General features: G+C 52.5%; 19 protein-coding genes. 15 read left to right on the top strand and 4 right to left on the bottom strand.

Annotated features, from left to right (window positions below):
- Window positions 1-156 precede the first annotated feature (156 nt).
- Window positions 157-690, top strand: a complete 534-nt coding sequence (locus ACWAU0_RS21335) for a hypothetical protein (protein ID WP_101055483.1) — start codon at window positions 157-159, stop codon at window positions 688-690.
- Window positions 691-1062: 372 nt separating this feature from the next.
- Here the strand turns inward: ACWAU0_RS21335 and ACWAU0_RS21330 are convergent, their stop codons facing one another.
- Window positions 1063-1641, bottom strand: coding sequence for a beta-class carbonic anhydrase (locus ACWAU0_RS21330; protein WP_101055485.1), 579 nt, complete (start codon window positions 1639-1641; stop codon window positions 1063-1065).
- A 155-nt stretch (window positions 1642-1796) separates the two neighbouring features.
- On the opposite strand from ACWAU0_RS21330, the gene ACWAU0_RS21325 reads away from it, so the two are divergent.
- A complete protein-coding gene (locus ACWAU0_RS21325) occupies window positions 1797-2681 on the top strand; it encodes a LysR family transcriptional regulator (protein WP_458137868.1) in 885 nt (294 codons plus the stop codon).
- Between the two features lie 879 nt (window positions 2682-3560).
- Here the strand turns inward: ACWAU0_RS21325 and ACWAU0_RS21320 are convergent.
- The 3 genes from ACWAU0_RS21320 to ACWAU0_RS21310 all read right to left on the bottom strand — a co-directional run bounded on the left by ACWAU0_RS21320 (window position 3561) and on the right by ACWAU0_RS21310 (window position 7860).
- Window positions 3561-5108, bottom strand: coding sequence for an AbiV family abortive infection protein (locus tag ACWAU0_RS21320; protein ID WP_458137867.1), 1548 nt, complete (start codon window positions 5106-5108; stop codon window positions 3561-3563).
- A gap of 377 nt (window positions 5109-5485) precedes the next feature.
- Complete coding sequence (locus ACWAU0_RS21315; protein ID WP_458137866.1) at window positions 5486-6385, bottom strand: carbohydrate kinase family protein; 900 nt, start codon at window positions 6383-6385, stop codon at window positions 5486-5488.
- Window positions 6382-7860 carry a RimK family ATP-grasp domain-containing protein gene (locus tag ACWAU0_RS21310; protein WP_458137865.1) on the bottom strand — a complete coding sequence of 493 codons (1479 nt, stop codon included), beginning with the start codon at window positions 7858-7860 and terminating at the stop codon, window positions 6382-6384. Before ACWAU0_RS21310 ends, ACWAU0_RS21315 begins: the two co-directional genes overlap by 4 nt.
- A 162-nt stretch (window positions 7861-8022) precedes the next feature.
- Between ACWAU0_RS21310 and ACWAU0_RS21305 the strand changes: the two genes are divergently transcribed.
- From ACWAU0_RS21305 to purL, 13 genes are all read left to right on the top strand, one after another.
- Window positions 8023-9120, top strand: coding sequence for a DUF2817 domain-containing protein (locus ACWAU0_RS21305; RefSeq protein WP_494522044.1), 1098 nt, complete (start codon window positions 8023-8025; stop codon window positions 9118-9120).
- Complete coding sequence (locus ACWAU0_RS21300) at window positions 9117-10235, top strand: GNAT family N-acetyltransferase/peptidase C39 family protein (protein ID WP_458137863.1); 1119 nt, start codon at window positions 9117-9119, stop codon at window positions 10233-10235. The genes ACWAU0_RS21305 and ACWAU0_RS21300 overlap by 4 nt, the downstream gene beginning before the upstream one ends.
- 80 nt (window positions 10236-10315) lie before the next feature.
- On the top strand, window positions 10316-10474 hold the full coding sequence (locus ACWAU0_RS21295) for a hypothetical protein (protein ID WP_205454031.1): 159 nt from the start codon (window positions 10316-10318) through the stop codon (window positions 10472-10474).
- A gap of 126 nt (window positions 10475-10600) precedes the next feature.
- Entirely contained in the window at window positions 10601-11785 is a 1185-nt protein-coding gene (gene alaC / locus ACWAU0_RS21290; protein WP_458137862.1) for an alanine transaminase, read from the top strand.
- Between the two features lie 37 nt (window positions 11786-11822).
- Window positions 11823-13133 (top strand): homoserine dehydrogenase, encoded by a 1311-nt coding sequence (locus ACWAU0_RS21285; RefSeq protein WP_458137861.1) that lies wholly within the window; start codon window positions 11823-11825, stop codon window positions 13131-13133.
- Between the two features lie 3 nt (window positions 13134-13136).
- Window positions 13137-14231: a threonine synthase gene (gene thrC, locus ACWAU0_RS21280; RefSeq protein ID WP_458137860.1), complete on the top strand. Its 1095-nt coding sequence runs from the start codon at window positions 13137-13139 to the stop codon at window positions 14229-14231.
- Window positions 14232-14285: 54 nt separating this feature from the next.
- Window positions 14286-16031: a single-stranded-DNA-specific exonuclease RecJ gene (gene recJ / locus ACWAU0_RS21275; RefSeq protein ID WP_458137859.1), complete on the top strand. Its 1746-nt coding sequence runs from the start codon at window positions 14286-14288 to the stop codon at window positions 16029-16031.
- A 6-nt stretch (window positions 16032-16037) separates the two neighbouring features.
- Entirely contained in the window at window positions 16038-17579 is a 1542-nt protein-coding gene (locus ACWAU0_RS21270) for an ArnT family glycosyltransferase (RefSeq protein ID WP_458137858.1), read from the top strand.
- Window positions 17560-18255: a phosphatase PAP2 family protein gene (locus ACWAU0_RS21265; protein WP_458137857.1), complete on the top strand. Its 696-nt coding sequence runs from the start codon at window positions 17560-17562 to the stop codon at window positions 18253-18255. Before ACWAU0_RS21270 ends, ACWAU0_RS21265 begins: the two co-directional genes overlap by 20 nt.
- Window positions 18252-18713: a YaiI/YqxD family protein gene (locus ACWAU0_RS21260; protein ID WP_458137856.1), complete on the top strand. Its 462-nt coding sequence runs from the start codon at window positions 18252-18254 to the stop codon at window positions 18711-18713. The genes ACWAU0_RS21265 and ACWAU0_RS21260 overlap by 4 nt, the downstream gene beginning before the upstream one ends.
- Window positions 18714-18782: 69 nt before the next feature.
- Window positions 18783-19658, top strand: a complete 876-nt coding sequence (gene dapA / locus ACWAU0_RS21255; RefSeq protein WP_458137855.1) for a 4-hydroxy-tetrahydrodipicolinate synthase — start codon at window positions 18783-18785, stop codon at window positions 19656-19658.
- Between the two features lie 2 nt (window positions 19659-19660).
- Window positions 19661-20416: an NlpB/DapX family lipoprotein gene (gene bamC, locus ACWAU0_RS21250; protein ID WP_458137854.1), complete on the top strand. Its 756-nt coding sequence runs from the start codon at window positions 19661-19663 to the stop codon at window positions 20414-20416.
- A 99-nt stretch (window positions 20417-20515) separates the two neighbouring features.
- A complete protein-coding gene (gene purL / locus ACWAU0_RS21245; protein WP_458137853.1) occupies window positions 20516-24409 on the top strand; it encodes a phosphoribosylformylglycinamidine synthase in 3894 nt (1297 codons plus the stop codon).
- Window positions 24410-24547: the final 138 nt, after the last annotated feature.

The raw sequence follows: 24547 nt of genomic DNA, 5'->3' as shown, positions 1-24547 counted from the left end.
TACGTTGACCCTGATTTTATTTGAAGGGTCGCCAAAGCATATTACCGAACAAGCACCGGCAAGCCGAAAATAATCATTGCGGGAAAATATTACCGTTTCCTTGATAGGTAAAGATATGTATAAGCGTATCTTTACCATCTGCTTGGGGGGCTTTTTATGAAAAAATACTTAACGATAATATGCCTGGTCATCGCGTCATTTTCATTTCAAGTTAATGCGTCAACTTTAAGTTGGAGCACAATTACCGGTTACGGCCCTATTCTTGGAAGTTTGCAATCAGGTCAAAATTCGCCGCAGGATCTATTCGGCATAGTAACCGGCCTACGTATTGAAACCAATGTGCTTGACGATTGGACTTTTAATTTACACAACAGCAGTCAAGTTAGGGTTTCAGTGAGTTCCCTAGAAGCTAACACTGGCAGTCTGTTATACGCCGTCAACTTGGATGGAAGTCCATTGGCTAAAAGTGCCGGACCTGCCGATGAAGCTTGGTCCTTTGACGGTATATTGACTGCCGGCTCTCACACGATAAATATTCTGGGTATCGCCATTTCCCTGGAGAGCACAAGTGGCTACCAAGTTAATGTTAGCGCCATGAATGCAGTTGTTCCTATCCCGGCGGTTGGGTGGATTTTCAGCTTTTTTTTGTTTTATATGTTTCGAAATATGCCGCGCCGTCGAGGTTATTGATGCTGGGTATAACAAATGGATGCAATCTTTCCGCTGTCTCCGCGGGACCAACAAAGACTCTGAACGCCGGTAAGGATTTGTGTTCCGTTGCCACTTCAGGTAGTTGGATATTGCAAAGCTTCTACGACAAAACCGCTGAGATTTCTGCGGCGTTTTGCGATTGAGTCTTCGGGCGGTAAGTCCAATAGACTTTTGATTTTCAGCTAAGCAAAAGCTGACAATTTTAGGATTGGCGATTAAATCGCTCCCGCATTTGCGGGAGCGCATTGCTTAAAGTAGCGTAACTTTGAGTCCTATCACTTCACTTTCTACGGGAATGCCTCTGTCTATTTCGCAACAGAACAGACGGATTCCTAAGGCTGGCAGCAAATTTTAGCTGGCTTGGCCGGCGGCAGTCGCTTCAGGGACTTCGATCAAGCGGCCGGTTTTGACGTCGTAAACATAACCATAGACTGGAATGTCGCTAGGTACCAGGGGGTGGGACTTGATGCGCTTAACATCTTCCAACACGCTTTCGGCTTGGTTTTTGATGGTCAGCCAGTTGATATATTTACCGTCTGTGGAGCCTGGGCCAACGCCGCTGTCATGCCAACCGCTGGCATCCACACTGGCGGTTTTCAGGCTGCTTGCCAATAAGTCGCTCATGATGTCGTTGGTAAAGGTTTCCATACCACAGTCGGTGTGATGAATCACAAACCATTCCTTGGTGCCGAGCAATTTGTAGGAAATAACCAGGGAGCGAATCGCGTCGTCGCTGGCGCGGCCGCCGGCGTTGCGGATCACGTGGGCGTCGCCTTCGGATAAACCGGCGTACTTGGCCGGGTCCAGGCGGGCGTCCATGCAGGTCAGTATGGCAAACTGACGAGCCGGCGGCATAGCCAAATCGCCTTTGGTGAAACTGGATACATAATCGCGGTTGGCTAACAGTACTTCGTTGTGAATTTTGCTCATAAAAACCTCGGTGGGTGAAAAAACGTCTGGCCTGAACTACAAACCAGACGAGGTAACGACTATCTCCGGGCGGCATTGTAGCCAAGCGGCATTCTGGTTTAAAGATGCTATATGGTTTATAAAATATAAACTTTAAGTTTATATTGGTTGCGGTAATGGATAAGTTTAACAACATGCGCGTTTTTTGCCGGATAGTCGAGCTAGGCACTTTCTCGGCAGTCGCTAAAGAACTGAAGCTTTCTACCATGATGATCAGCAAATACATTGCCCAACTGGAAGCCTCTTTGGGCGTGGTGTTATTGCATCGCACCACACGCAGCCTAAGCCTGACCAGTGCCGGCGAAGCCTACTACAACCGCAGCAAGCAATTACTTGAAGACTTAGCCGATTTGGAAGCCTCCACCGCGCAATTGGGGGAGCGGGTAAAAGGCACGATTAAAATCAGTGCGCCGATAGATTTTGGTGGCATGTACATGGTGCCAGCCATCGAAGCCTATATTAAGCGTTATCCGGAGGTGAAGATTTTAATGTCGCTGGATAACAAACCGCCGAATTTGCGGGTGGGGAGCATCGACATTTCCTTGCTAGTGACCGATACCTTAGATCCGGGTGTGGTGGCGCGCAAGATTGCCGAGACTGAATTGTGTACCTACGCCGCGCCGACTTATCTAGCCGAAAAAGGTTATCCGCAAACCATAGACGAACTGAGCCATCATCAATGCCTGCACTACGTGGACACGCCTCATGGCGAGTTTTGGTTGTTCAATGTCGACGGCGAATTAAAGAAAATCAAATCCGATTGGGTGCTGGCGTCTAATAACGGGCGCGCGCTATGTCAGGCGGCAGCCTTGGGTATGGGCATCGTGCAAGCGCCCAGACTATCGGTAGCTCCGTATTTACAAAGCGGCGAACTGGTGGAAATCCTCAGGCAATATCGCCGGCCGGCCATCGCGATTTATGCTACCTATCTGCAACGGCGGTTTTATCCAGCCAAGTTGACGACGTTTATCGATTTTTTGTTGGAGTATTTTGAGCGGTAGTCCGCATTTGTCAAAGACAACAAACTGTTCAGTGCCGCAGTAAAATTGTCCGCAGTCATCGGATGCATTAACCTGAACAGAGCATTGAGCCTTGAAAAATCCCGTTCGTCCTGAGTTTTGTCGAAGGGCGAGCGGGATTTTTCAATCACCCGGCGGGTGAGTATGTTGTAGGCCGTCCATGCTTCGACTTTGCTCAGCACGAACGGCCTACCACACCCCCCAACTGCTCTTTTTAGGCTACACAATAGCGTCATGCCCCGAGAGGCTTAGCCAACGTGGCGGATGACGCTCCGCTCAAAGCATTTAAGCTCGCGCACGCGGTTATTTGCTATCGTCGCAATCTTTTTTACTTTGCACATAAGCCTGCCAAGCCTTGCGATTAAACCTAAAAGCCTTGCGGGCAAGGCAAATTGATTTGCCCCTCTGGCAAAACGCCTTGCGCGCAACCTGTTTGAGCTCGCGCACGAGGTATTTTTGCTATCGTCGCAAAGCTTTCTTTATTACTCGCCAGCTTACTAAGTCAGGCGGCAACGTGTTTTAGTTTGAGTCCGAGCGAACGGGGTTTGCGCGAATAGCTCAATGCGATTAGCGCGAGGCCCGAATGAGGGGGAAATCCCTAATGCCCCAAAGAAAATCATGCTCGGCCCTACCAATCGCCCTGGACTTGAATGCAATTGATCAATGTGTTGCTGGCGGGCTTGCGCGTTTACCGGTCATAGGCAGACGCTTGGTTTTTCTGACGAAGGTCTGTTGATTGACCTATAGCTGTTAGCGGTATTCTCGAATTGGTACGACCATCTTATAGGTTGTGCCGAGCCATGCGAGGCGCAATGATCGCGAACGGTGCGCCTAACGGCAGCACCCTATAGTCAGCGCACCTTATGGCCTTTCTCGGTTGCTCTCCTTTGGCGTGCGACCCAAGGCTCTAGGACATATTTTTGTCAAAATATAAATGTCACAGAAAAGCTTCATAAAAGAGGCGTCTTTGAGGGTAATTGTAACTTTATTCATTTCATTGGCATCAAAGGCCTTGGCAATACTTATCAGGCGCTCTTTGTCATCAAGATTATCGGTGATGATGTTGTCAATGTACTCACTAAAGGTTTCTGAAAATGGTGTCTCAGGATTCCATTCTCCCGTTTCTTCCATGAGCTTACGTAAGCACTCCAGGAAATTTCCGAAAATGTTATTCTCACATTGCCAATGAACATCATTCAAGGAAAGGAAGGTAGTCCCGCCAATGTAATAGTTATAAGGAATCAGTTTTAGAGCATCGCCCGGACCTGGAAGTGCTATCAGGCAGTTAATTACCTGTGCTAGATCTTCGGATGTAAGAACACGGTTTTCGCCCCAGTCAATTTTTAGGCTAGGGCTTCTCGTAAGTTTTATCTGATGCTCGTTCTCTAGATCATCAATTTTCTCGTAATAGCTATCCATCTGCTCAGGCACCTTCCACCACCAGAACCCCATAGTCCCTATATTGAGAGCTGCTACAAATTGCCTAGCGACTCCCCAAGCAAAGTGCCACAACCCATGTACTGGTATGTTGTCCTTCAGGATTAGATCAACGATCAATTGATTCTTGCTTTTGTTAACGGGAGTGAGCTTTATCCATCCAACTTTTTTGTTCCACTCGTTGAGCTCCTTGGGGCGGATAGAATGGGAGGCGGAATAAATCTTTAGGCGGATGCGCCATTTGTCTTTCACTCCACTGTTTGGAAGATTTTGGCTTCTGGCTATTTCTGCTTCAGTTAGGGCGAGATTTTCGGCATCCGTCTTATCGAATTTTATTTTCAACCAACGTATCCATTCCCGAGCATTTGCAAGTTCATGTAGCTTTTCCATTGACGCGCCGGAGAATATAACTTTTGTTTTATCTGGATGATCGGCAGCTTTAAGAAACCATCGCATGGTAGCTTTGTCATCGTCAGAAATTTCTAATTCGGATCTCGGTTTCTCCGCTTCCGCTATGGCTAAACGAGATTCAGCAAGCTGGATGATTTTTTCGCACTCTTCGGGTGGTATAACCTTCGAAGGCACTGTTAAGGCATCACTGGCTTTATCGATGTACAAAGCCTGTAATCTCGTCGAGTGCAGTTGTTGAGCAAGTTGAGTGATGGAATTGAGAGTTTCATTGGTGATCTTTCTTGTAGAGAGACTTGGCCCGAGGAAACACCAGAACAACTTCTGCTCATGTGACTGTGTTTGTTTTTCATACCGGCTCGCATCTTCTTCTGATCTAGTGCTGGCCATGGATTGAACGCCAAGAAGTTCCATGCGCCCCAACTCTTCCAAAGCGATTACGGCCAAGTGATAGGCAATATGAGGTTGCTCGATCGTCTGTACCGCCCTAGCAGAAACTATTAGGTTCCTTGCATGAGTAATGCAGGCATTATGGACTTTAACTAGGTCAATGCGTCCTGACATCAAATTCCTCTATGATGCCATTCGGTTTGGACTAATTTTTTGGAGACTTGCTCTTGACGATCAATTCCTTCCGGGAGTTGATTGCAACACTTAGACTGGGTTGGCATCTGGACGCCCAAAGCTCGATTCTAAAGACACAACAATATCATTTTATTAATTTCTAACGCATATAAAAGTTAGCGTTGTTCTGCTCGAAAATGTTGGGCTTTACGTTGCATCTGCCTTCAGCCTAGCGCGTGTATGAGGAATGTTGAATTCGAATTGTGTGATTACGCAAGCTAATCGCACATTGGAATGCTAAATCCGTAGCGTAGACCTGTGCAGCAGTTACCCATCTCCGATTGATAGCGGCTTAATTGCCGTTTCTTGTCTTGAAATCAATCGCTATCTTTCCAACTTTTCAGCAAATTTTGATGCTCATTTAAGCTAGGTAAACCTGGCCTGGCGCCTATTTTGGTGCAGCATAACGCGCCAGTCACACTGGCGTAACGCAATAATTCTATCCAGCTCAAGCCTTTGGCAAGACCTGCGGCAAAGGCGCCGTGAAAGGCGTCGCCGGCACCGGTGGTGTCTATGGCGACGATAGGCGGCGCGCCGAGGCTACCGTGCTCCTGGCCGCGTTGCCAGATCAGGCCGCGTTCGCCCAGGGTAATGACTACCACCGGGGCAAGTTGCGCCAATTTGGATAAGGCCAGGTTTTCATCGCTGGCATATTGCAGTGCAAACTTTTCCGAACAAACTAAATAATCGACCTTAGTCATGAGAGCCCGCGTACCGTCGTGTAGGGAGCCGGCGTCTAACACCGTCGGTACCGGGTGGCTAAACTGATTCAGTAAGCGACGGGAAATATGCGGTTCATGACCATCGAACAACAGCACTTTGGCTGCTAAGCCGTCAAAGTCGATAGCGGTGACCGGCAAGGCGCTGGTTTGGCCCTTGTAGTTGATTAGGGCGCGCTGACCGTTGGGTTTGACCAGCACAGTTGATAACGGCGTTGGCGAAGCGCCGCGTACCACTAAGCGCATATCGACGCCGTGATTCTGTAGTTCCTGTAAATGACTTTCGCCATACACATCGTTACCCAAATAGCCGCAAAAGCCGGCTTTGCCGCCTAATTTGGCAACGGTGACGGCTGCATTGGCGGCTGGTCCGCCGCCGCAGCCCAGCAAATCGTCGGCGACGATTTTTTCATCGGCGCCGGGATGATGGGGCACGGAAAATACCAAATCGTAACTGGCATGGCCGATACAAAGTACGTCGAGTGCTGTGGATGTCATTGCGCCACACCCTTGCTGCGGTTGTCCATACGCCGCAGGAATTCGCTCATGATGGCTTTGTACAATTCATCGCCCAGATATTTGTCTTCCACGCCGCTGTCGATGCTGGGGTTGTCGTTGACTTCTATCACGTAACCTTTGCCCTTGATTTCTTTGACATCGACGCCGTACAAGCCATTACCTATCGGTTGGGTAGCCCGTAATGCCGCGTCCAGCACGCCTTTGGGGACTTCGAAGGTGGGCAGGGTGTCGAAATTGCCGCTGTCGGTGCGTTTGGCACCGTGCCGGTAGATTTGCCAATGGTTTTTCACCATGAAATAGCGGCAGGCGTACAAAGCCTTTTGATTGAAAATGCCGATGCGCCAATCAAAATCGGTGTACAAAAATTCCTGGGCCAGCAATAGCGCCGATTGCTCGAACAACTCGGCGACTTTGCTTTCCAGTTCCTGGCGGTTATGCACTTTGACGATGCCGCGCGAGAACGAGCCATCGGGAATTTTAATCACCACTGGGTAACCGGCGCTGGCTTCCAGATTGTCCAAGTGTTGGGTATTGCCCTTGTGCAAGATCCAGGTTTTGGGAGAGGGCACTTTATGGGTGCGAAACAGGTCGGCCAGATAGACTTTATTGGCGCAGCGCAAGATGGACGTGGGATCGTCGATCACTACCAAGCTTTCCGCTTCGGCTTTTTTGGCGAAACGGTAGGTGTGATGGTCGATGGCGGTGGTTTCGCGGATGAATAAACCATCAAATTCCGGCAGACGTCCGTAATGATTCAAGGTAATCAGTTCTACATCGATACCCAGTTGCCGGCCGGCATCGATAAATTTTTTTAGCGCACCGCGATTGCTGGGCGGTAATTGTTCGGAAGGGTTGATCAGAATCGCCAAATCATAACGCGCGGTTTTTCGAGTTCGGCTTTTCCGCCAGACCTTTTTGCTGAAGCGATCCAGCGCATCGGCGAACAAAGTCTGCATCGCATCGTCCAGCTGCCTGGGGGAGACGGCTTTGAGATCGGTGATTTGCCATTGCTGCTCAAAGCGCAAGCTGATTTCCAAGATCGGGCAGGCGAAACGCTCGAACAATAACCGCGCCAGTTCTTGAAAGGCCGGTTCCGGCGTGGTGCCGAAATAGCTATACAGAGTAACTTCGCCGTTCTGGTTTTGATGTTTGAAGGCGCGCGCCAGCGGCTGGTTTAGGTCCTCCAGTTGCAGGCGGTACAGGGCATTTTTGCCCAAGTCGTTGATGACTTTAACCGACGGAATGACGTGGTGATTGCGGGCCTCGGCCAGTAGCGAGCAATAATAGCCATCGGATAGATAGGTGTAGCTGCTGCAAAGGTTTATCACCCGCACCCGCTGATCGGGATCGGTTTGCTCACTGGCCAGATAGTCTTCAAAGCTGACGACCTGATCGCTAGGGTAATAAGGATTCCAATCCGAAAGGTCGTCAACGACCAACAGCGTGCTTGCCATGGTAAAAAATACTCGAAAGGTTTATGTTGGGCGGGGATTTTGAAACCAGTCGAGTATTAAGACAAGCCCAATTCTGCAATGCCCTCTGCTGCTGCCTATTGCCTGCGGCTTGGGGGTTTGCCACACTGTACCATTACCGTCTCCGAACAGTTGAGTATGCAGATGAGTTTGTCCCCCTACGGCACCGAAATCGATACCCGCGTCTTCCCGGCCAGTTATGCCAAGGCGCGCCAGGCTTGGTTGTCGCGAATCACTGCGGTGACACACCCGCTAAGACACGAGATTTATCAATGCGCCGGACTGGGGCCGGACGGCGAATCTTTGCTGACCGATACCGCCTGGATAGGCGATGAGCAAGCGGACAACGTGGTGGTGTGCCTTGCCGCGACGCACGGGGTGGAAGGCTTTGCGGGCAGCGCGATTCAGCTTGATTTGCTGCAAGGCTTAAGCAAACGCCAACTGGACATTCCAAATGATACGGCGCTGTTGCTGGTCCACGCCTTAACGCCCTGGGGCTATGCCTGGTCGCGGCGCTGCGACGGCGACGGGGTGGATTTGAATCGCAATGCGGTGGATTTTTCGCAGCCCGTGCCGGAAAACCCGGATTACGATTTGTTGCGGGAATGGTTATTCGTGGCGGATGCCGGGCAAAGACAGCAGGCGTTTGCCGATTTTACCCAGGAATACGGTCGAGTCGCGTTGGAAAAAGCCATCAGCGGCGGCCAATACCGCGACCCGTCCGGGCCGTTTTACGGTGGCCGGGCGCCGGCGCATGGCCGGCTGGTCTGCGAGGATTTGATTCAACGTCATAATTTGGCGCAACGTCGTGTCGCCGTGGTGGATTTGCATACCGGTCTCGGTCCTTACGGTTACGGGGAAATTATCTGTGACCATCAACCCGATAGCGCCGGCGCGGCGGTTGCGCAACACTGGTATGGCGATTCGGTGACCTTGCCGCTGGCGGGCACGTCTAGTTCGGTACCCAAGTTAGGCCTGTTGGATTATCTGTGGCACGCCAACATGAACCCGCAAAGTTGTTATGTGACGCTGGAGTTTGGTACGTATAGCACCGACCACTTGTTTGAAGTGTTGCTGCGCGATCATCAACTTTGGGCTGCCGAGGATATTAATGATGAGCGTTTTGCGCACAGTATGGAAATGCGCCGGCATTTCTGTCCCAACGACAATGCCTGGCAGGAAATGGTGTTGTTCCGCGCGCGGCAAGTACTGGGTCAGGCGCTGCGCGGGGTGTCGTCGTGACAGCTTTAGCCACTGAGTTGGCGGTGCGGCCGGCGCAAAGCGCCGATCTGGAGGGCTTGGTAGCCTTGGAAAATGCCAGCTTTGCCACCGACAAATTAAGCCGGCGCAGTTTCCGGCATTGGTTAAGTTCCGATCATCGCGCCCTGTTATTAGCGGAATGGGCGGGGCTGGTCGCCGGCTATATATTGATCATTTATCACCCCGGCACCCGCTTGGCGCGGATTTATTCGCTGGCCGTGGCGCCGCAATTGCGCGGCAAAGGCATAGCCAAGACCTTAATGCTGGCCGGCGAGCAAGCCGCGCGCGATGATGGCCGTTTGTATCTGCGTCTGGAAGTGAGTGTGGATAACACGCCGGCCATCCGTTTATACGAGGCGCTGGGTTTTCAAAAGTTTGGTTTGTATCGCGATTATTACCAAGACCATAAAGATGCGTTGCGCTACCAAAAGCGCATCCGCCGTTATCGTGATACTCCGCAACACCGCTCGGTGCATTGGCTGCGGCAAACCACGCCGTTTACCTGCGGCCCGGCGGCGTTGATGATGGCGATGCACGCGCTCAATAAAACTTATTTGCCGTCGCGCGAGCAAGAAATCGAGTTATGGCGCGAAGCCACTACTATTTTCATGACCTCCGGTCATGGCGGCTGCCATCCCATCGGTTTGGCCTTGGCTGCCAAACGCCGACAGTTTGCGGTGGAAGTGTGGATCAACCAAACCGGCTCTTTATTTATCGATAGCGTGCGTAGTGACGATAAAAAGCAGATCGTCGAGTTGGTCGATACCTGTTTCAAGCGTGACGCAGCAGAGCAGGGCGTGGCGATTCATTATGCCAACGTCACGCAGAACGATTTGATCGCCGCGTTTGAAGCCGGGGCGATCCCGTTGATCCTGATCAGTACCTTTTCGATGGACCGCAAAAAAGCTCCGCATTGGGTCGTGATGAGTGGTTTTGATAAGGATTGTTTGTACATGCACGATTCCGACCCGGACGACGGCCGGCAGAATGAGTTGGATTGCCAGTTTATCCCCATCGCCCGCGAGGATTTCGACCGCATGTCCTGTTTCGGCAAATCACGTTTGCGGACCGCGGTCATTGTTTGGCCGGGCGCTTAGTTCGAGCTTTTCGTTCTCAGATGATGCGGCAGACGTTACAATTGCGGCAGCAACATCGAATATTCACGAGACCTTAATTCATGAACGACCGTAATCACGACGACGGCAGCAAGAAAGTTAAAAATATCGCTGCGGTTTTGTACCTATTGGTGCTGACTTTTCTAGTCGGTGGCTCTTACCTGCATCAGCAGCAAGCAGATGCCGCTCAAGTTGCGTCAACTACTGCCGTAAAACCCTAAGCTTCGCCCGATAGCGATTTTCGGGCGCGTCCCGCTGCACCGAAATTGACATCGCCCCGCAACAACAGTACCTTAGCCGGCTTTCTTTAGAAGCCGTCTTCAAAACCAGAATTTCAAGAGTCATTAATGGAAGAATTTCATCGCATTAGCCGCCTGCCGCCTTACGTTTTTAACATCGTTAACGAGCTGAAAGCCAAAGCCCGAGCGGAGGGCGAAGACGTCATCGATTTTGGGATGGGCAATCCGGACCAGCCTACCCCCAAACACATCCTCGATAAAATGTTGGAAGTGGCGCAGCGCGACGATACCCATCGTTATTCGGTTTCCAAAGGCATTCCGCGCTTGCGCAAAGCAATTTGCGGCTGGTACAAAAAACGTTTCGACGTTGACTTGGATTTCAACACCGAGGCCATTGTCACGATAGGCTCTAAAGAAGGTTTGTCGCATTTGGCGCTGGCAACCTTGGGCCCTGGCGACGTGGTGCTGGTGCCGAACCCGGCTTACCCGATTCATCCCTATGGCGTGGTGATTGCCGGCGCGGATATTCGCCATGTGCCGTTGACCCCGGGAGTGGATTTCTTCGAGGAATTGCGAAAAGGGATTGCCGAGTCTTGGCCAAAGCCGAAGATGTTGATTCTGAATTTTCCGGGCAATCCGACCTGCCAATGCGTGGAGCTGGATTTCTTCGAAAAAGTGGTGGCGATTTGTAAGGAACACAATATCTGGATCGTCCACGACATTGCTTACGCCGACATCGTGTTCGACGGCTATGTGGCGCCATCGATCTTGCAGGTAGAAGGGGCGAAAGACATCGCCGTCGAGTTTTTCTCCCTGTCAAAAAGCTACAACATGCCCGGCTGGCGGGTTGGCTTTATGTGCGGCAATCCAACCCTGGTAGCGGCGTTGACCCGGATCAAATCGTATATGGACTACGGCACGTTCACACCGATCCAGGTTGCGGCGATTACTGCATTGGAAGGCCCGCAAGATTGTGTGAAAGAGATCTGCGATATGTACAAAGCGCGCCGCGATGTGTTGTGCGACGGCTTGAATGCGATGGGTTGGCACGTCGAGAAACCCAAGGCTACCATGTTTGTCTGGGCCAAGATTCCGGAAGCCTATCGGGAGATGGGTTCCATTGAGTTTGCCAAAAAATTGATTATCGACGCCAAAGTGGCGGTGTCGCCGGGTATTGGTTTCGGTCAGCACGGCGACGACCATATTCGCTTTAGTTTGATCGAAAACGAGCACAGAACCCGCCAGGCCTTGCGCAGCATCCGCAATATGCTGAAAAAAGACAACGTAGTATAATCGACGCCATTTTTGGGTATCACGCTAGGAGTCAGGTTTGAAGCCGGTAACAGTTGGGGTTTTGGGATTGGGTACCGTCGGTGGTGGCACCGTCAACGTACTGAAAAGGAATGCCGGGGAAATAGCTCGCCGGGCCGGCAGGGAAATCTTGGTCACCCGCGCCTCTGCGCGCGACCTGAACCGGACGCGGATTTGCGCCACCGATGGCATCACCTTGACGGCCGATCCGTTCGAGATCGTCAACGACCCGGACATCGATGTGGTTGTCGAATTGATCGGCGGCTACGATCTGGCCAAGCAACTGGTGTTAACCGCGATTGCCAACGGCAAGCATGTGGTCACCGCTAACAAGGCCCTGATTGCCTTGCACGGCAATGAGATCTTCGCCGAAGCCAGCAAAAAAGGCGTGATGGTATTGTTCGAAGCGGCCGTGGCCGGCGGTATACCCATCATCAAAGCGATTCGTGAAGGTTTGGCCGGCAACCGCATCAAATGGCTGGCGGGCATCATCAACGGCACCGGCAATTTCATCCTCACCGAAATGCGCGACAAGGGCCGCGACTTTGCCGATGTACTGGCCGAAGCCCAGGCTTTGGGTTACGCCGAAGCCGACCCGACTTTTGACGTGGAAGGCATAGATGCCGGCCACAAACTGACCATTCTGGCTTCGATTGCCTTTGGCATTCCTTTGCAGTTTGAAAAAGTCTTTACTGAAGGCATTACCAAAATTACCCGCCTGGATGTGGAATACGCGGAGGCGCTGGGTTACCGGATCAAGAATCTGGGGATCGCCCGCAAGACCGAGGACGGCATCGAGTTGCGCGTGCATCCGACCTTGATTCCCAAACGTCGCTTGATCGCCAATGTCGATGGCGTGATGAACGCGGTGCTGGTCTGCGGCGACGCGGTCGGACCGACCTTATATTACGGCGCTGGAGCCGGCGCAGAGCCTACTGCTTCCGCTGTGGTAGCAGACTTGGTCGATGTAGTCCGAGCCATGACCAGTGATCCGGAAAATCGGGTGCCGCATCTGGCGTTCCAGGCCGATGCTATCGCCGACATTCCGGTGTTGCCTGCCGAGCAAATCAAGACCGCCTATTACTTGCGCCTGACTGCCGAAGACAAGCCCGGCGTGTTAGCCGATGTGACCCGGATTTTGGCGGCGCACAACATCAGCATTGAAGCTTTGATTCAAAAAGAACCGCCGCAAGGCGAGACTTCCGTGCCCATCATTATGCTGACGCAACTGACGCTGGAAAAAGAAATGAACGCCGCGATTGCGGCCATCGAAGCGCTGGCGACAGTCAGCGGTAAAGTGGCGCGGATTCGCTTGGAAACTCTAGGATAAAAAATGGCAACGCAAACACGCTACACAGGCATCATCGAACGCTACCGCGACCGCTTGCCGGTCTCCGCCGACACCCGGTTGATCAGTCTTTGCGAGGGTAATACCCCGCTGATTCAATTGCAAAATATTCCGCGCTTGATCGGTAAGGATGTCGATATTTACGTTAAATTCGAAGGCCTAAATCCGACCGGTTCGTTTAAAGATCGCGGTATGACTATGGCCGTGACCAAAGCGGTGGAAGAGGGCAGTCAAGCCATCATTTGTGCGTCCACCGGCAATACCTCGGCTGCCGCCGCCGCGTATGCGGTAAGGGCCGGCATTCGTGCCTTCGTTTTGATCCCCGAAGGCAAAATCGCGTTGGGCAAATTGGCGCAAACCATGATGTACGGCGCCAAAATCATTCAGATCAAAGGCAATTTCGATGCCGGCATGTCTATTGTTAAGGAAATCACGGACCATGCCCCGGTAACCATCGTTAACTCCATCAATCCTTTCCGCCTGGAAGGTCAAAAAACAGCTGCTTTCGAAATCGTCGATGCTTTGGGCGATGCGCCCGATTTCCACTGCTTGCCTGTCGGTAACGCCGGCAATATCACCGCGTACTGGAAGGGCTATAAAGAATATTCAACCGATACTGCCACCCATAAAGCCGTGACCAAAAAACGTCCGGTAATGTGTGGCTACCAAGCGGCCGGTGCTGCGCCTTTCTTGGCGGGCCATCCGGTGGAAAATCCGGAAACAGTGGCGACGGCAATCCGCATCGGTAATCCGCAATCTTGGGACGGGGCTTGGACCGCGCAGAAACAATCCGGCGGTTGGTTCGCATCGTTCACCGATCCGCAAATTCTGGCCGCGCAAAAAATGCTGTCTGCCTATGAAGGTATTTTCTGCGAGCCGGCCTCCGCCACTTCGTTGGCAGGTGCCTTGCAAGACATCGCCAATGGCAACATCCCGGAAGGCAGTACCATCGTCTGCACCTTGACCGGCAACGGTATTAAAGATCCTGACACCGCCATTGCTCAGTGCAAGGACGATCAACCGATCACGATAGACGCCTCACTGGATGCGGTGAAAAAAGCTATTCTGGATTCGATGTGAGTCTAGCGATGAGCATCGACAAGCCGGCAATTGCCGGCTTTTTTATTGCCTGATATGTATTTGCAAAGCGTTAAAAAAGTCATTCTGCCCAGGCCGGTGCAGATTAAAAATCCGCACTTTGGCGAGATGGACCCGGTGTTGCAACGGATTTTTAGCAGCCGCGGTGTGCAGAGTGCCGATGAATTGGATCGGAGTCTGGCGAGTTTGCCTTCGCCGTGGCTGCTGACCGGTATGAAGGAGATGGTCGAGCATTTGGTGTCGGCGATCAAACAGCAGCAAAAAATTACCGTGGTCGCCGATTTTGATGCCGATGGCGCCACCAGCTGTGCCTTGGCTTTAAAAGGCCTTGCGCTGCTCGGGGCGAAAGCCGTGGATTTTGTGGTACCCAACCGTTTCGAATACGGTTACGGCTTGACGCCGGAAATTGTTGAACTCGTGAAGCGGCAGAGCCCATATATTATTGTCACCGTGGACAATGGCATATCCAGTATCGACGGTGTCAAAGCCGCCAAGGCTGCCGGTATCAAGGTGTTGATTACCGATCACCATTTACCGGGGCTGGAACTGCCGGACGCCGATGCTATCGTCAATCCCAATTTGCCTGACGATAAGTTTCCAAGCAGAAACATCGCCGGCGTAGGGGTGATGTTTTATATTTTGATGGCCTTGCGGATTCGCTTGCGCGAATTGCATTGGTTTGAGAAAGCCGGGATTCCTGAGCCGAATCTAGCGCGTTTGCTCGATTACGTGGCCTTAGGCACCGTCGCCGATGTGGTGGCCTTGGATCAGGTCAACCGCATTTTAGTGCATCAAGGCTTATTGCGCATCCGCTCCGGGCAATGCCAGTCTGGAATTAAAGCTTTGGCAGAAGTCGCCGGCAAGCAGTTGTCCGGGATTCATGCCAGCGATCTGGGGTTTTCCATCGCACCGCGTTTGAACGCGGCCGGACGGATGGACGATATGTCATTAGGCATTCAGTGCTTGCTGACCGATGATGCCGGCTTGGCGCATGATATAGCCGAGCAATTGCATGCCTTGAACCAAGACCGCAAAGAAGTCGAAGGACAGATGAAGACCGAGGCAATGGTATTGCTTTCGGAAATGAAGGCTCTTGACGAAAAACACGTGCCGGCCGGCGTCTGTCTGTATGACGGCAATTGGCATCAAGGTGTCATTGGCATTCTGGCGTCGCGGATTAAGGATCGCCTACACCGGCCAGTGATCGCATTTGCGCCAGCCGATAATGGCGATATCAAAGGTTCGGCGCGTTCCATCACCGGTGTGCATATCCGCGATGTACTTAGCGAAATTGCCGCAATGCATCCGCAGATATTAAGCAAATTCGGCGGCCATGCGATGGCAGCAGGCTTGACGATTAAGCTACACGATTATCCGCATTTTGCCCTGGCTTTTGCCGAGACAGTGGCCGCAAAACTGGAGCAGGTGGATCTGGAACAGAAGGTCTATTCCGACGGCGAATTGGATGAGCAACATATGACTTTGGCCTTCGCGGAAACGCTCCAGCAGGCTGCGGTGTGGGGGCAGACCTTCCCGGAGCCGGTATTCAATGGCGTATTCGATGTGATCCAATGCCGCATCGTCGGGCAGCAGCATTTAAAGTTTGTGTTGCGTTTGCCGTTTAGCGGCCAGTTGCTGGATGCGATAGCGTTTTTTGCCGATCACCCGGAAAAATGGCTGGGTTGCCGAAAAATCAACGCGGCCTATAAACTGGATATCAACGAATTTCGCGGTCAACGCAGCCTGCAACTGTTGTTACATTATCTGGAGAAATGGGAATAAGCGCCTATGTCTGAGAGACTGTTACGCTGGATAGATTCACATACGCTGGCTTTGCTGCTGGCGCTCATGTTGTTGCGCGGCGGATTTCTGCTGATCAATGGCTTTGATTTGATCGGCGATGAAAGCTACTACTGGGATTGGTCGCGGCGACCGGACTGGTGCTATTACAGCAAACCGCCGATGATAGCTTGGCTGATCGGTGCGTTTACCTGGCTGTTGGGCGACTATACGTTTACGGTGCGCTTGCCTGCATTATTGTTGGGCAGCGCATTTCTATGGTTTTTTCACGGGACGGCAAAGGCATTTTATGGCGCGCGTGGAGGAGCTTTGGCGTTGTTGCTGGTGTTGGCAACACCGATCAATGTGCTCGCCAACCTCCTGATGACCATCGACGCGCCGCTGTATTGTTTCTGGATAATCACCGTTTACTATTTAAGACGGGCATTGTTCGACAATCAAGCGCGTGCCTGGCTATGGGCCGGTTTGGCAAGTGCCGCTGCCTTGTTGAGCAAGCAATCGGCATTGATCTTGCCGTTAATGTTACTGATCTTTTTAGCCTTGGATAAGCAACGCCGGGGGCTGTTGAAAAAAGAGTTTCTGATTTATTTAAGCCCTATCGTGATCGCGGCAGTGCCGATTTTATGGTGGAACCAGCAACACGACTGGGTGATGTTTGGGCATAGCAAAGGCCATTTCGGTAACCATGAACCGGTCAGCGTGCTCAAGCACTTACAATGGGCCCGAGATTTCCTGCTTTACCAGCTGTTACTGGTTTCGCCGGTGCTGTTTGTGCTGGTGCTGATTAGCAGCGCGCAAGCTGCGTTCAATTTTAAGCGCCTGGCAGCGGAGCAACGCTTTTTGCTATTGATGGGGCCAGCCTTGTTACTCGGGGTTTTGCTGCTCAGTGTGCTGCAAAAAGCCCAAGGCAATTGGCCTATGCCGTTTTATTTTACCGGCTTGATTTTGTTAGTCGGCAACTGGCTGGCCGGTGCCTGGAAAAAAGCCTTGAAATACGGCGTCGTGCTGGGTTTGGCGATGGTGCTGTTGACCTATTCGCTGCCCATCGTCTTGCAAGTGTTTAAATTACAAAACACCGCGTTCGATCCCACCAAGCGTTTCAACAGCTGGCAGGAGTTGGCGATTAACGTGCATTTCGAGCGCATGATCAGTCTGCCCAATCTGGATAATACCTTTGTGGTAGCCTTGGGTCATCGTTATCTGGCGAGCGAGTTGGCGTTTTACTTGCCCGATCATCCCCAGGTTTATCGTTACGAACCCAGTGGTGTGGTGACGTCGCAGTACGAAGTTTGGCCTGGTCCGCAGGCGTTTGTCGGCAAAAACGGCTTTGTGCTGGGTGAAACCTCGGAGGAAAACCTGCCCGCAGAATTGAAAGCTGCGTTTCAAAATTTTCGCTTCTTGGCGCAAATCCCCAATCCTGCCAAGCCGAGTTCCCCGTATTACCTGTATTTAGGTGAAAACCTGAAGTTTTGGCCGGAAACCGTCCGGCTAACATTGGAGAAGGAAAGCTATGCCCCATCGGAAAATTAGACGCGCGCGCAACGAACTCATGCTCGTGTTGCTATTGGCGGCACTGACCACACTATTGTTTGGGCTGACAGACCTGGATTTGCGCCTGGCGGCCTTGTTTTATCATCCGGAAAACCCAAGCGATGTCTGGCCGACCCAGCATTGGTGGCCCTGGAAACTGCTGTATGACTATGCTTTTCCGTTCACCTTGTGGGCCGGTCTGATAGCTTTAGCGGTTTATGTCCTCAGTCATTTCAATACTCATACGCAACGTTTTCGCCGTAAGGCCTTGTATATTCTATTGGTCATTGCCTTGGGGCCGGGCTTGGTGGTTAATCTGATCGTCAAAGATCATTGGGGAAGACCCCGGCCAGTGCATGTCAGCCAGTTCGGTGGTGAGTATCAGTATGTGCCGCCTGCCAAATTCGGCCACACGCCTGATAAGTCTTTCGTCTGCGGCCATTGTTCGGTGGGCTATACATTTTTTGTGTTGTATTTTCTGTCGCAAAACCATAAAGCCATCTATTTTCTGTTGACGATAGTGTTGGCGTGGACTCTGGGCTTTACCCGGATGACTTCCGGCGGACATTTTGCGTCGGATATTTTATGGTCCGGCTACCTGGTATTTTTGGTGGCTTATGCCTTGTACTACGGTTGGTATGTTCGGATAAAGCCGGACGTGAAGACCGCGCAATGACGGGGGCAATCAAGATTTGGGTGGATGCGGATGCCTGTCCTAATTTGATTAAAACGGTTTTGTTCCGCGTCTCCCAAAAAAGGCAGTTGGAATTGCTGCTGATTGCCAATCAAAGCATCGCCGTGCCGCCATCTCGTTATATCCAATCCATTCGCGTCAGCGGCGGTTTCGATGTCGCTGATGACTATATTGTCGCGCATCTGCGGGCCGGGGATCTGGCGATTACCGGCGATATTCCGTTGGCTGCAAAAATCCTAGCCAAGCAGGGGTTTGTGATTCATCCGCGCGGCGAAGCTTATACGGTGGAGAATATCGGTGAAAAACTGGCCATGCGTGATTTCATGGAAGGCTTGCGCGACAACGGTTTGGCATCCGGTGGCGCGGCGGCCATGACGGCCAAAGATGTCCAAAATTTCGCCAACGCGCTGGATAGATTTCTGGCCGCCCGGCAAATATAACAGGCTGAGTTTTCAGGGTTAGCTTGATATAATGCCCCGGTTTTATATACCTAAACACGAGAGATTTGCATGATTCAAGGTAGTATCGTTGCGCTGGTAACCCCGATGACGGAAGACGGTGCGGTGGATGAAACCAGTCTGAAACGGCTGGTCGAATTTCATATAGAGCAAGGGACTGACGCATTGGTAGCGGTCGGCACGACGGGCGAATCGGCTACTCTCGATGAAGATGAACATTGCGCAGTCATTAAATTTATTGTCGATTGCGTGGCCGGACGGATACCGGTCATCGCCGGTACCGGTGCCAATTGCACCCGCGAAGCGATACTCCTGACTCAAAAAGCCAAGCAAGCCGGTGCGGATGCTTGTTTGCTAGTCACGCCTTATTACAACAAACCGACCCAGGAAGGCTTGTACCTGCATTACAAAGCCATCGCCGAAGCGGTGGACATCCCGCAAATTCTGTATAACGTACCCGGCCGCACCGCCTGCGATTTGTTGCCGGAAACTGTGGGACGACTGTCCAAAATCGATAACATCGTCGGTGTGAAAGAAGCAACCGGCAAGTTGGAAAGGGTTAAAGAAATCCGCGATTTAACCGGCGAAGATTTTGCACTGTATACCGGCGACGACGCCACCAGCCGCGAATTTTGTTTGCTGGGCGGCAACGGCAGTATCACCGTAACCGGCAACGTGGCGCCTAGATTGGTGCACGATATGCTGGCGGCAGCGATGGCCGGTGATAGCGCGACTGCGGAGGCGATAGACGCTAAATTGACCGGTTTACACAGCAGCCTATTCGTGCAATCCAACCCCATCCCCGTTAAATGGGCGGTGGCTGAAATGGGCTTAATGGGCAAAGGCATCCGTTTACCGCTGACTTGGCTGACCGAAGACTGTTTCGCTACCGTACGCGCCGCGATGCATCAAGCCGGCGTTTTATAATTATGAAAACTCGCCTATACGGTCGTTTGGCGCTGGTTTCGGCGTTGCTGTTAAATGCCTCGTGCAGCACCATCAAGAGCTGGTTTCCGGATAAGGAAAGAGATTACCAATTTACCACCGAAATCCCCGAGTTAGTGGTGCCGGACGATCTAAAAACCAAGACTTTGGCGACCCACCCGGTAAGCAATACCCCGGAAGCAGCACCAGCGCCGGTACAGCAGGAACCCGTCCGATCAGCGGCAACTGCGGATGCCGCAGAACCGGCGCCCAGTAAGCCGGAAAAAACCGAAGCTAAAGAGACTGTCGCGGCAGCCGGTTCCGGGAAAAGTGTGCAAGCGGCCGGCAGCAGTGGCGTCAGCAGTTTACAAATCGATCAATCCGCCACTCAAGCGTGGTGGATAGTCGGCAAAGCCTTGAGCCGCCAAAAATTGGAAGTGGTCGAGCGGAATATGGACAAAGGCTATTTCTTCGTCAAATACGATCCTGACGCGATTAAGCCGGAAGACGGTTCCATTCTGGACGAAATCACTTTTTTATTCGGCGACGATCCCAGCCAGGAACAGGAATATCGGGTAAGCCTGCATCAACTTGATGAACTGCTTACCGAAGTGACGGTGCAAGATAGTGACGGTAAGACCCTGTCAAATGTCGCTGCCACCTCTTTGCTCAGATTGATCACCGAAGGCATTAATCAGGATATACCCAGCGGTACCGCTGACAAGTCGGACAAAGCAGCCGACGATACGCCGTCGCCATAAAATCGCCGCCTTGTTTGCGATTTGGGGCTTGCCGTGTTTTATCTGCGGAATGTCCTGTATTTACTCTTTTAGCTATAAAAAACCACTCAAACACAGCCCATGTTGACCCTATCCGGAACCTCCGCTCTTTCCCGTTTTCGTATTGAAAAACTGCTGACCGAACTGCAGGCAGTGGCCGGCAGCATTACTGCTGTTAGTGCCCGGTTTCAGCATTTCGTGCAAATCGATGGTCAGCTATCCGCCGAGCAAGCTGCGATGCTGGAACGCTTGCTCGATTACGGCCAAAGCGATGAAAGCAGCGAAAATATAGCGGTGGAAGAGAGTGGAGGATCGCCTGAGCCTCAGTTTGTCTCCTTGTGGGTGGTGCCACGTTTGGGCACTATTTCGCCTTGGTCGAGTAAAGCCTCGGAAATAGCCGAGCGTTGCGGCCTGGCCGCGGTAAAACGCATTGAGCGCGGTATCGAATACCGCTTTACCTCTTCCGAGCCTTTGAGCGATGCTGTTAAACACCAACTGGCGTCTTTACTGCACGATAGAATGATTCAGCAAGTGGTTTACGATCAGGCTGGCCTTGATTTGTTTGCCGAGCACGATCCGCAACCTTTACAAACCGTAGCTATCATTGAGCAGGGCAGGGATGCCTTGGTTAAGGCCAACGCTGAGTTAGGCATGGCCTTGTCGGCCGATGAGATCGAATATTTAACTGAGAGCTTCATCAGTTTGGGTCGTAATCCGACCGACGTGGAACTGATGATGTTCGCCCAGGCCAACTCGGAGCATTGCCGGCATAAAATCTTCAACGCCAGTTGGACCATTGATGGCGAAGAGCAAGCCAAGTCCTTGTTCGCGATGATCCGCAACACCCACACGCTGAATCCGCAAGGCGTGCTGTCAGCCTACAGCGACAACTCGTCGGTGCTGGAAGGCACGACCGCGCAGGTTTTCATCCGCGATGCGGCGAATAACTATGCCTACGGCTATGTCGAAGAACAGGCGCACATGCTGATGAAGGTGGAGACCCACAACCATCCGACTGCGATCTCACCGCATCCCGGCGCGGCAACCGGTTCCGGCGGGGAGATTCGCGACGAAGGCGCCACCGGCCGGGGTTCGGCGACCAAGGCCGGTCTGACCGGTTTCAGCGTCTCGCATCTGAAAATTCCTGGTTTCTCGCAGCCTTGGGAAGCGGATTACGGCAAGCCAGAGCGCATCGTTTCCGCGTTGGACATCATGCTGGAAGGGCCAATCGGCGGCGCAGCGTTTAATAACGAATTCGGCCGGCCCAATATCGCCGGCTATTTCCGCAGCTTCGAGCAACCGGCCGAGACCGGAGAGCCTAACCAATATCGCGGTTACCACAAACCCATCATGATCGCCGGCGGCATGGGCAACATCCGGCCCATGCTGGTGGATAAACAGCCGATCCCGGCCGACTCGTTGATCGTCATCCTGGGCGGCCCGGCGATGCTGATCGGTTTGGGCGGCGGCGCGGCATCGTCGCAAACTTCCGGCGAGAGCGCGGCGGAGCTGGATTTTGCCTCGGTGCAACGTGAAAACCCGGAGATGGAGCGCCGTTGCCAGGAAGTGATTAATCACTGTAATTCGCTGGGCGAAAACACCCCCATCATCTCTATTCACGACATCGGTGCCGGCGGTTTGTCCAACGCGGTGCCGGAAATCATTCACGACTGCGATCGCGGCGGCCGCTTCGAATTGCGCAAGGTGCAGAACGCCGACAAGGGCATGTCGCCGATGCAGATCTGGTGCAACGAAGCTCAGGAACGTTATGTCGTCGCGATCAAACCGGAATCGCTGGCATTGTTCGAATCTTTCTGCAAACGCGAGCATTGTTTGTACGCGGTGATCGGTCATGCCACCGACGAGGAACATCTGACGCTGAGCGACGAATGGCTGGGTGGTAAACCCGTTGATCTGCCTATGTCGGTATTGTTCGGCAAGCCGCCGAAAATGCATAGAAATGTCCAGCGTTTAAACAAGAAACTACCCGGCCTGCAACTGGACCAAGTCGAATTGGCCGAAGCCGTGAAACGGGTCTTGGCGTTTCCGGCCGTGGCGGACAAGAGCTTCTTGATTCACATCGGCGACCGCTCGGTGACGGGTTTGGTCGCTCGCGACCAGATGGTCGGCCCCTGGCAAGTGCCGGTGGCTGATGTTGCGGTCACGGCTTCCGGCTTTTATGCCCACACCGGCGAAGCAATGGCAATGGGTGAGCGCACGCCCTTGGCTTTGATCGACGGTCCTGCTTCCGGACGCATGGCGATAGGTGAGGCGTTGACTAACTTGGCAGCGGCTCGTATCGGCAAGCTTAATGATGTCAAACTGTCCGCCAACTGGATGGCTGCTTGCGGCAGCCCCGGTGAAGACGCCGCGCTGTTCGATACCGTCAAGGCGGTGGGTATGGAATTGTGCCCGGAATTGGGTATTGCGATTCCGGTAGGCAAGGATTCGCTGTCGATGAAAAGCGTGTGGCATGAGAAGACCATGACCTCGCCACTGTCGCTGATCATCACTGCCTTCGCGCCAGTGCAGGACGTGCGTTGTACACTGACTCCAGAGTTGAAAAATGCCGATAGCGTGTTGCTGTTGATTGATCTTGGCCGGGGCAAGAACCGTCTTGGCGGTTCGGTGCTGGCCCAAGTTTACAATCAGCTCGGCAACCAGGCTCCGGATCTGGACGACGCGAGTTTGTTCAAGCGTTTCTTCGATACCATTCAAGCCTTGAACGACCAAGGGCTGATTCTGGCTTACCATGATCGGGCCGACGGTGGTTTGCTGGCTACGGTAACCGAAATGCTGTTTGCCAGCCGTGAAGGCGTTGAACTAGATATTTCCGAACTGGGCGACGACGTGCTGGCGACCTTGTTCAACGAGGAATTGGGCGCGGTACTGCAAGTAAAAACGGCTGAATTGGATCATGTCGCGAGACTGTTGGATCAGGCCGGGCTGGACGAGTTTACCCATATCGTCGGTAAATTAAGTTCAGATCAAAAGTTACGAATCGTCCGTAACGGCAAAGAAATCTACAGCGCGGAACGCGCTGAACTGCAACAAACTTGGTCGGAAGTCAGCTTCAGGATGCAAGCCTTGCGCGACAATCCCGATTGCGCACGGCAACAATTCGAGCTAATCGCCGATGACAACGATCCAGGTTTGTCCGCTCAGTTGACTTACGACATCAACGACAACATCGCTGCAAAATTTGCAGATTCGGATCGACCTAAAGTCGCGATTTTGCGGGAGCAAGGTGTCAACGGCCACGTGGAAATGGCGGCAGCCTTCGATAGAGCCGGTTTCGCGGCCATCGATGTACACATGACCGACATCATCAGCGGCCGGGTATCGCTGGCCGATTTTACCGGTCTGGTGGCTTGCGGCGGTTTTTCTTACGGTGACGTGCTCGGTGCAGGTGGCGGTTGGGCCAAATCCATCTTGTTCAACCCGAAAGCGCGCGACGAATTTGCCGCGTTTTTTGCCCGCCCCGATACGTTTGGTTTGGGTGTTTGCAACGGATGTCAGATGATGTCGGGCCTGAAGGATATTATTCCAGGTGCGGAACACTGGCCGCAGTTCAAACGCAATCTGTCGGAACAATTCGAGGCGCGGGTAGCAATGGTCAAGGTGCAGGCTTCGCCGTCGATTTTCTTCCAAGGCATGGCAGGCTCTATTTTGCCGGTTGTGGTGGCGCATGGGGAAGGCCGAGCCGAGTTCGATTCCGAAAATTCTGCCGGAGCCGAGGTTGCGATCAGTTATGTCGATAATTACGGCAATGAAACCGAAGCCTTTCCGGCCAACCCGAACGGATCACCGCTGGGCATTACCGGTTTAACCACCGTCGACGGCCGTTTTACCATCATGATGCCGCATCCGGAACGTTGTTTCAGGGCGATACAGAACTCCTGGCATCCGGCCGATTGGTTGGAAGATGGGGCGTGGTTGCGAATGTTCAGAAATGCTCGGGTTTGGGTAGGCTGAGTCAGCGCCGAGGCTTGCGTTTGGTTGAATAGGATAGAGTTTGAGTAACACATATCCCGACCCTCTCAATGATTCAGGGGCTCCAATTTGCAGTTCTCATCGTCAGGAATAAATAAGAATTTTTCCTATAGCTGTGTG

The organism is Methylomonas sp. Uni0009 (assembly GCF_054188105.3).
The sequence above is the reverse complement of the archived record's forward strand: the minus strand, read 5'-3'. Positions and strand labels throughout refer to the sequence as shown.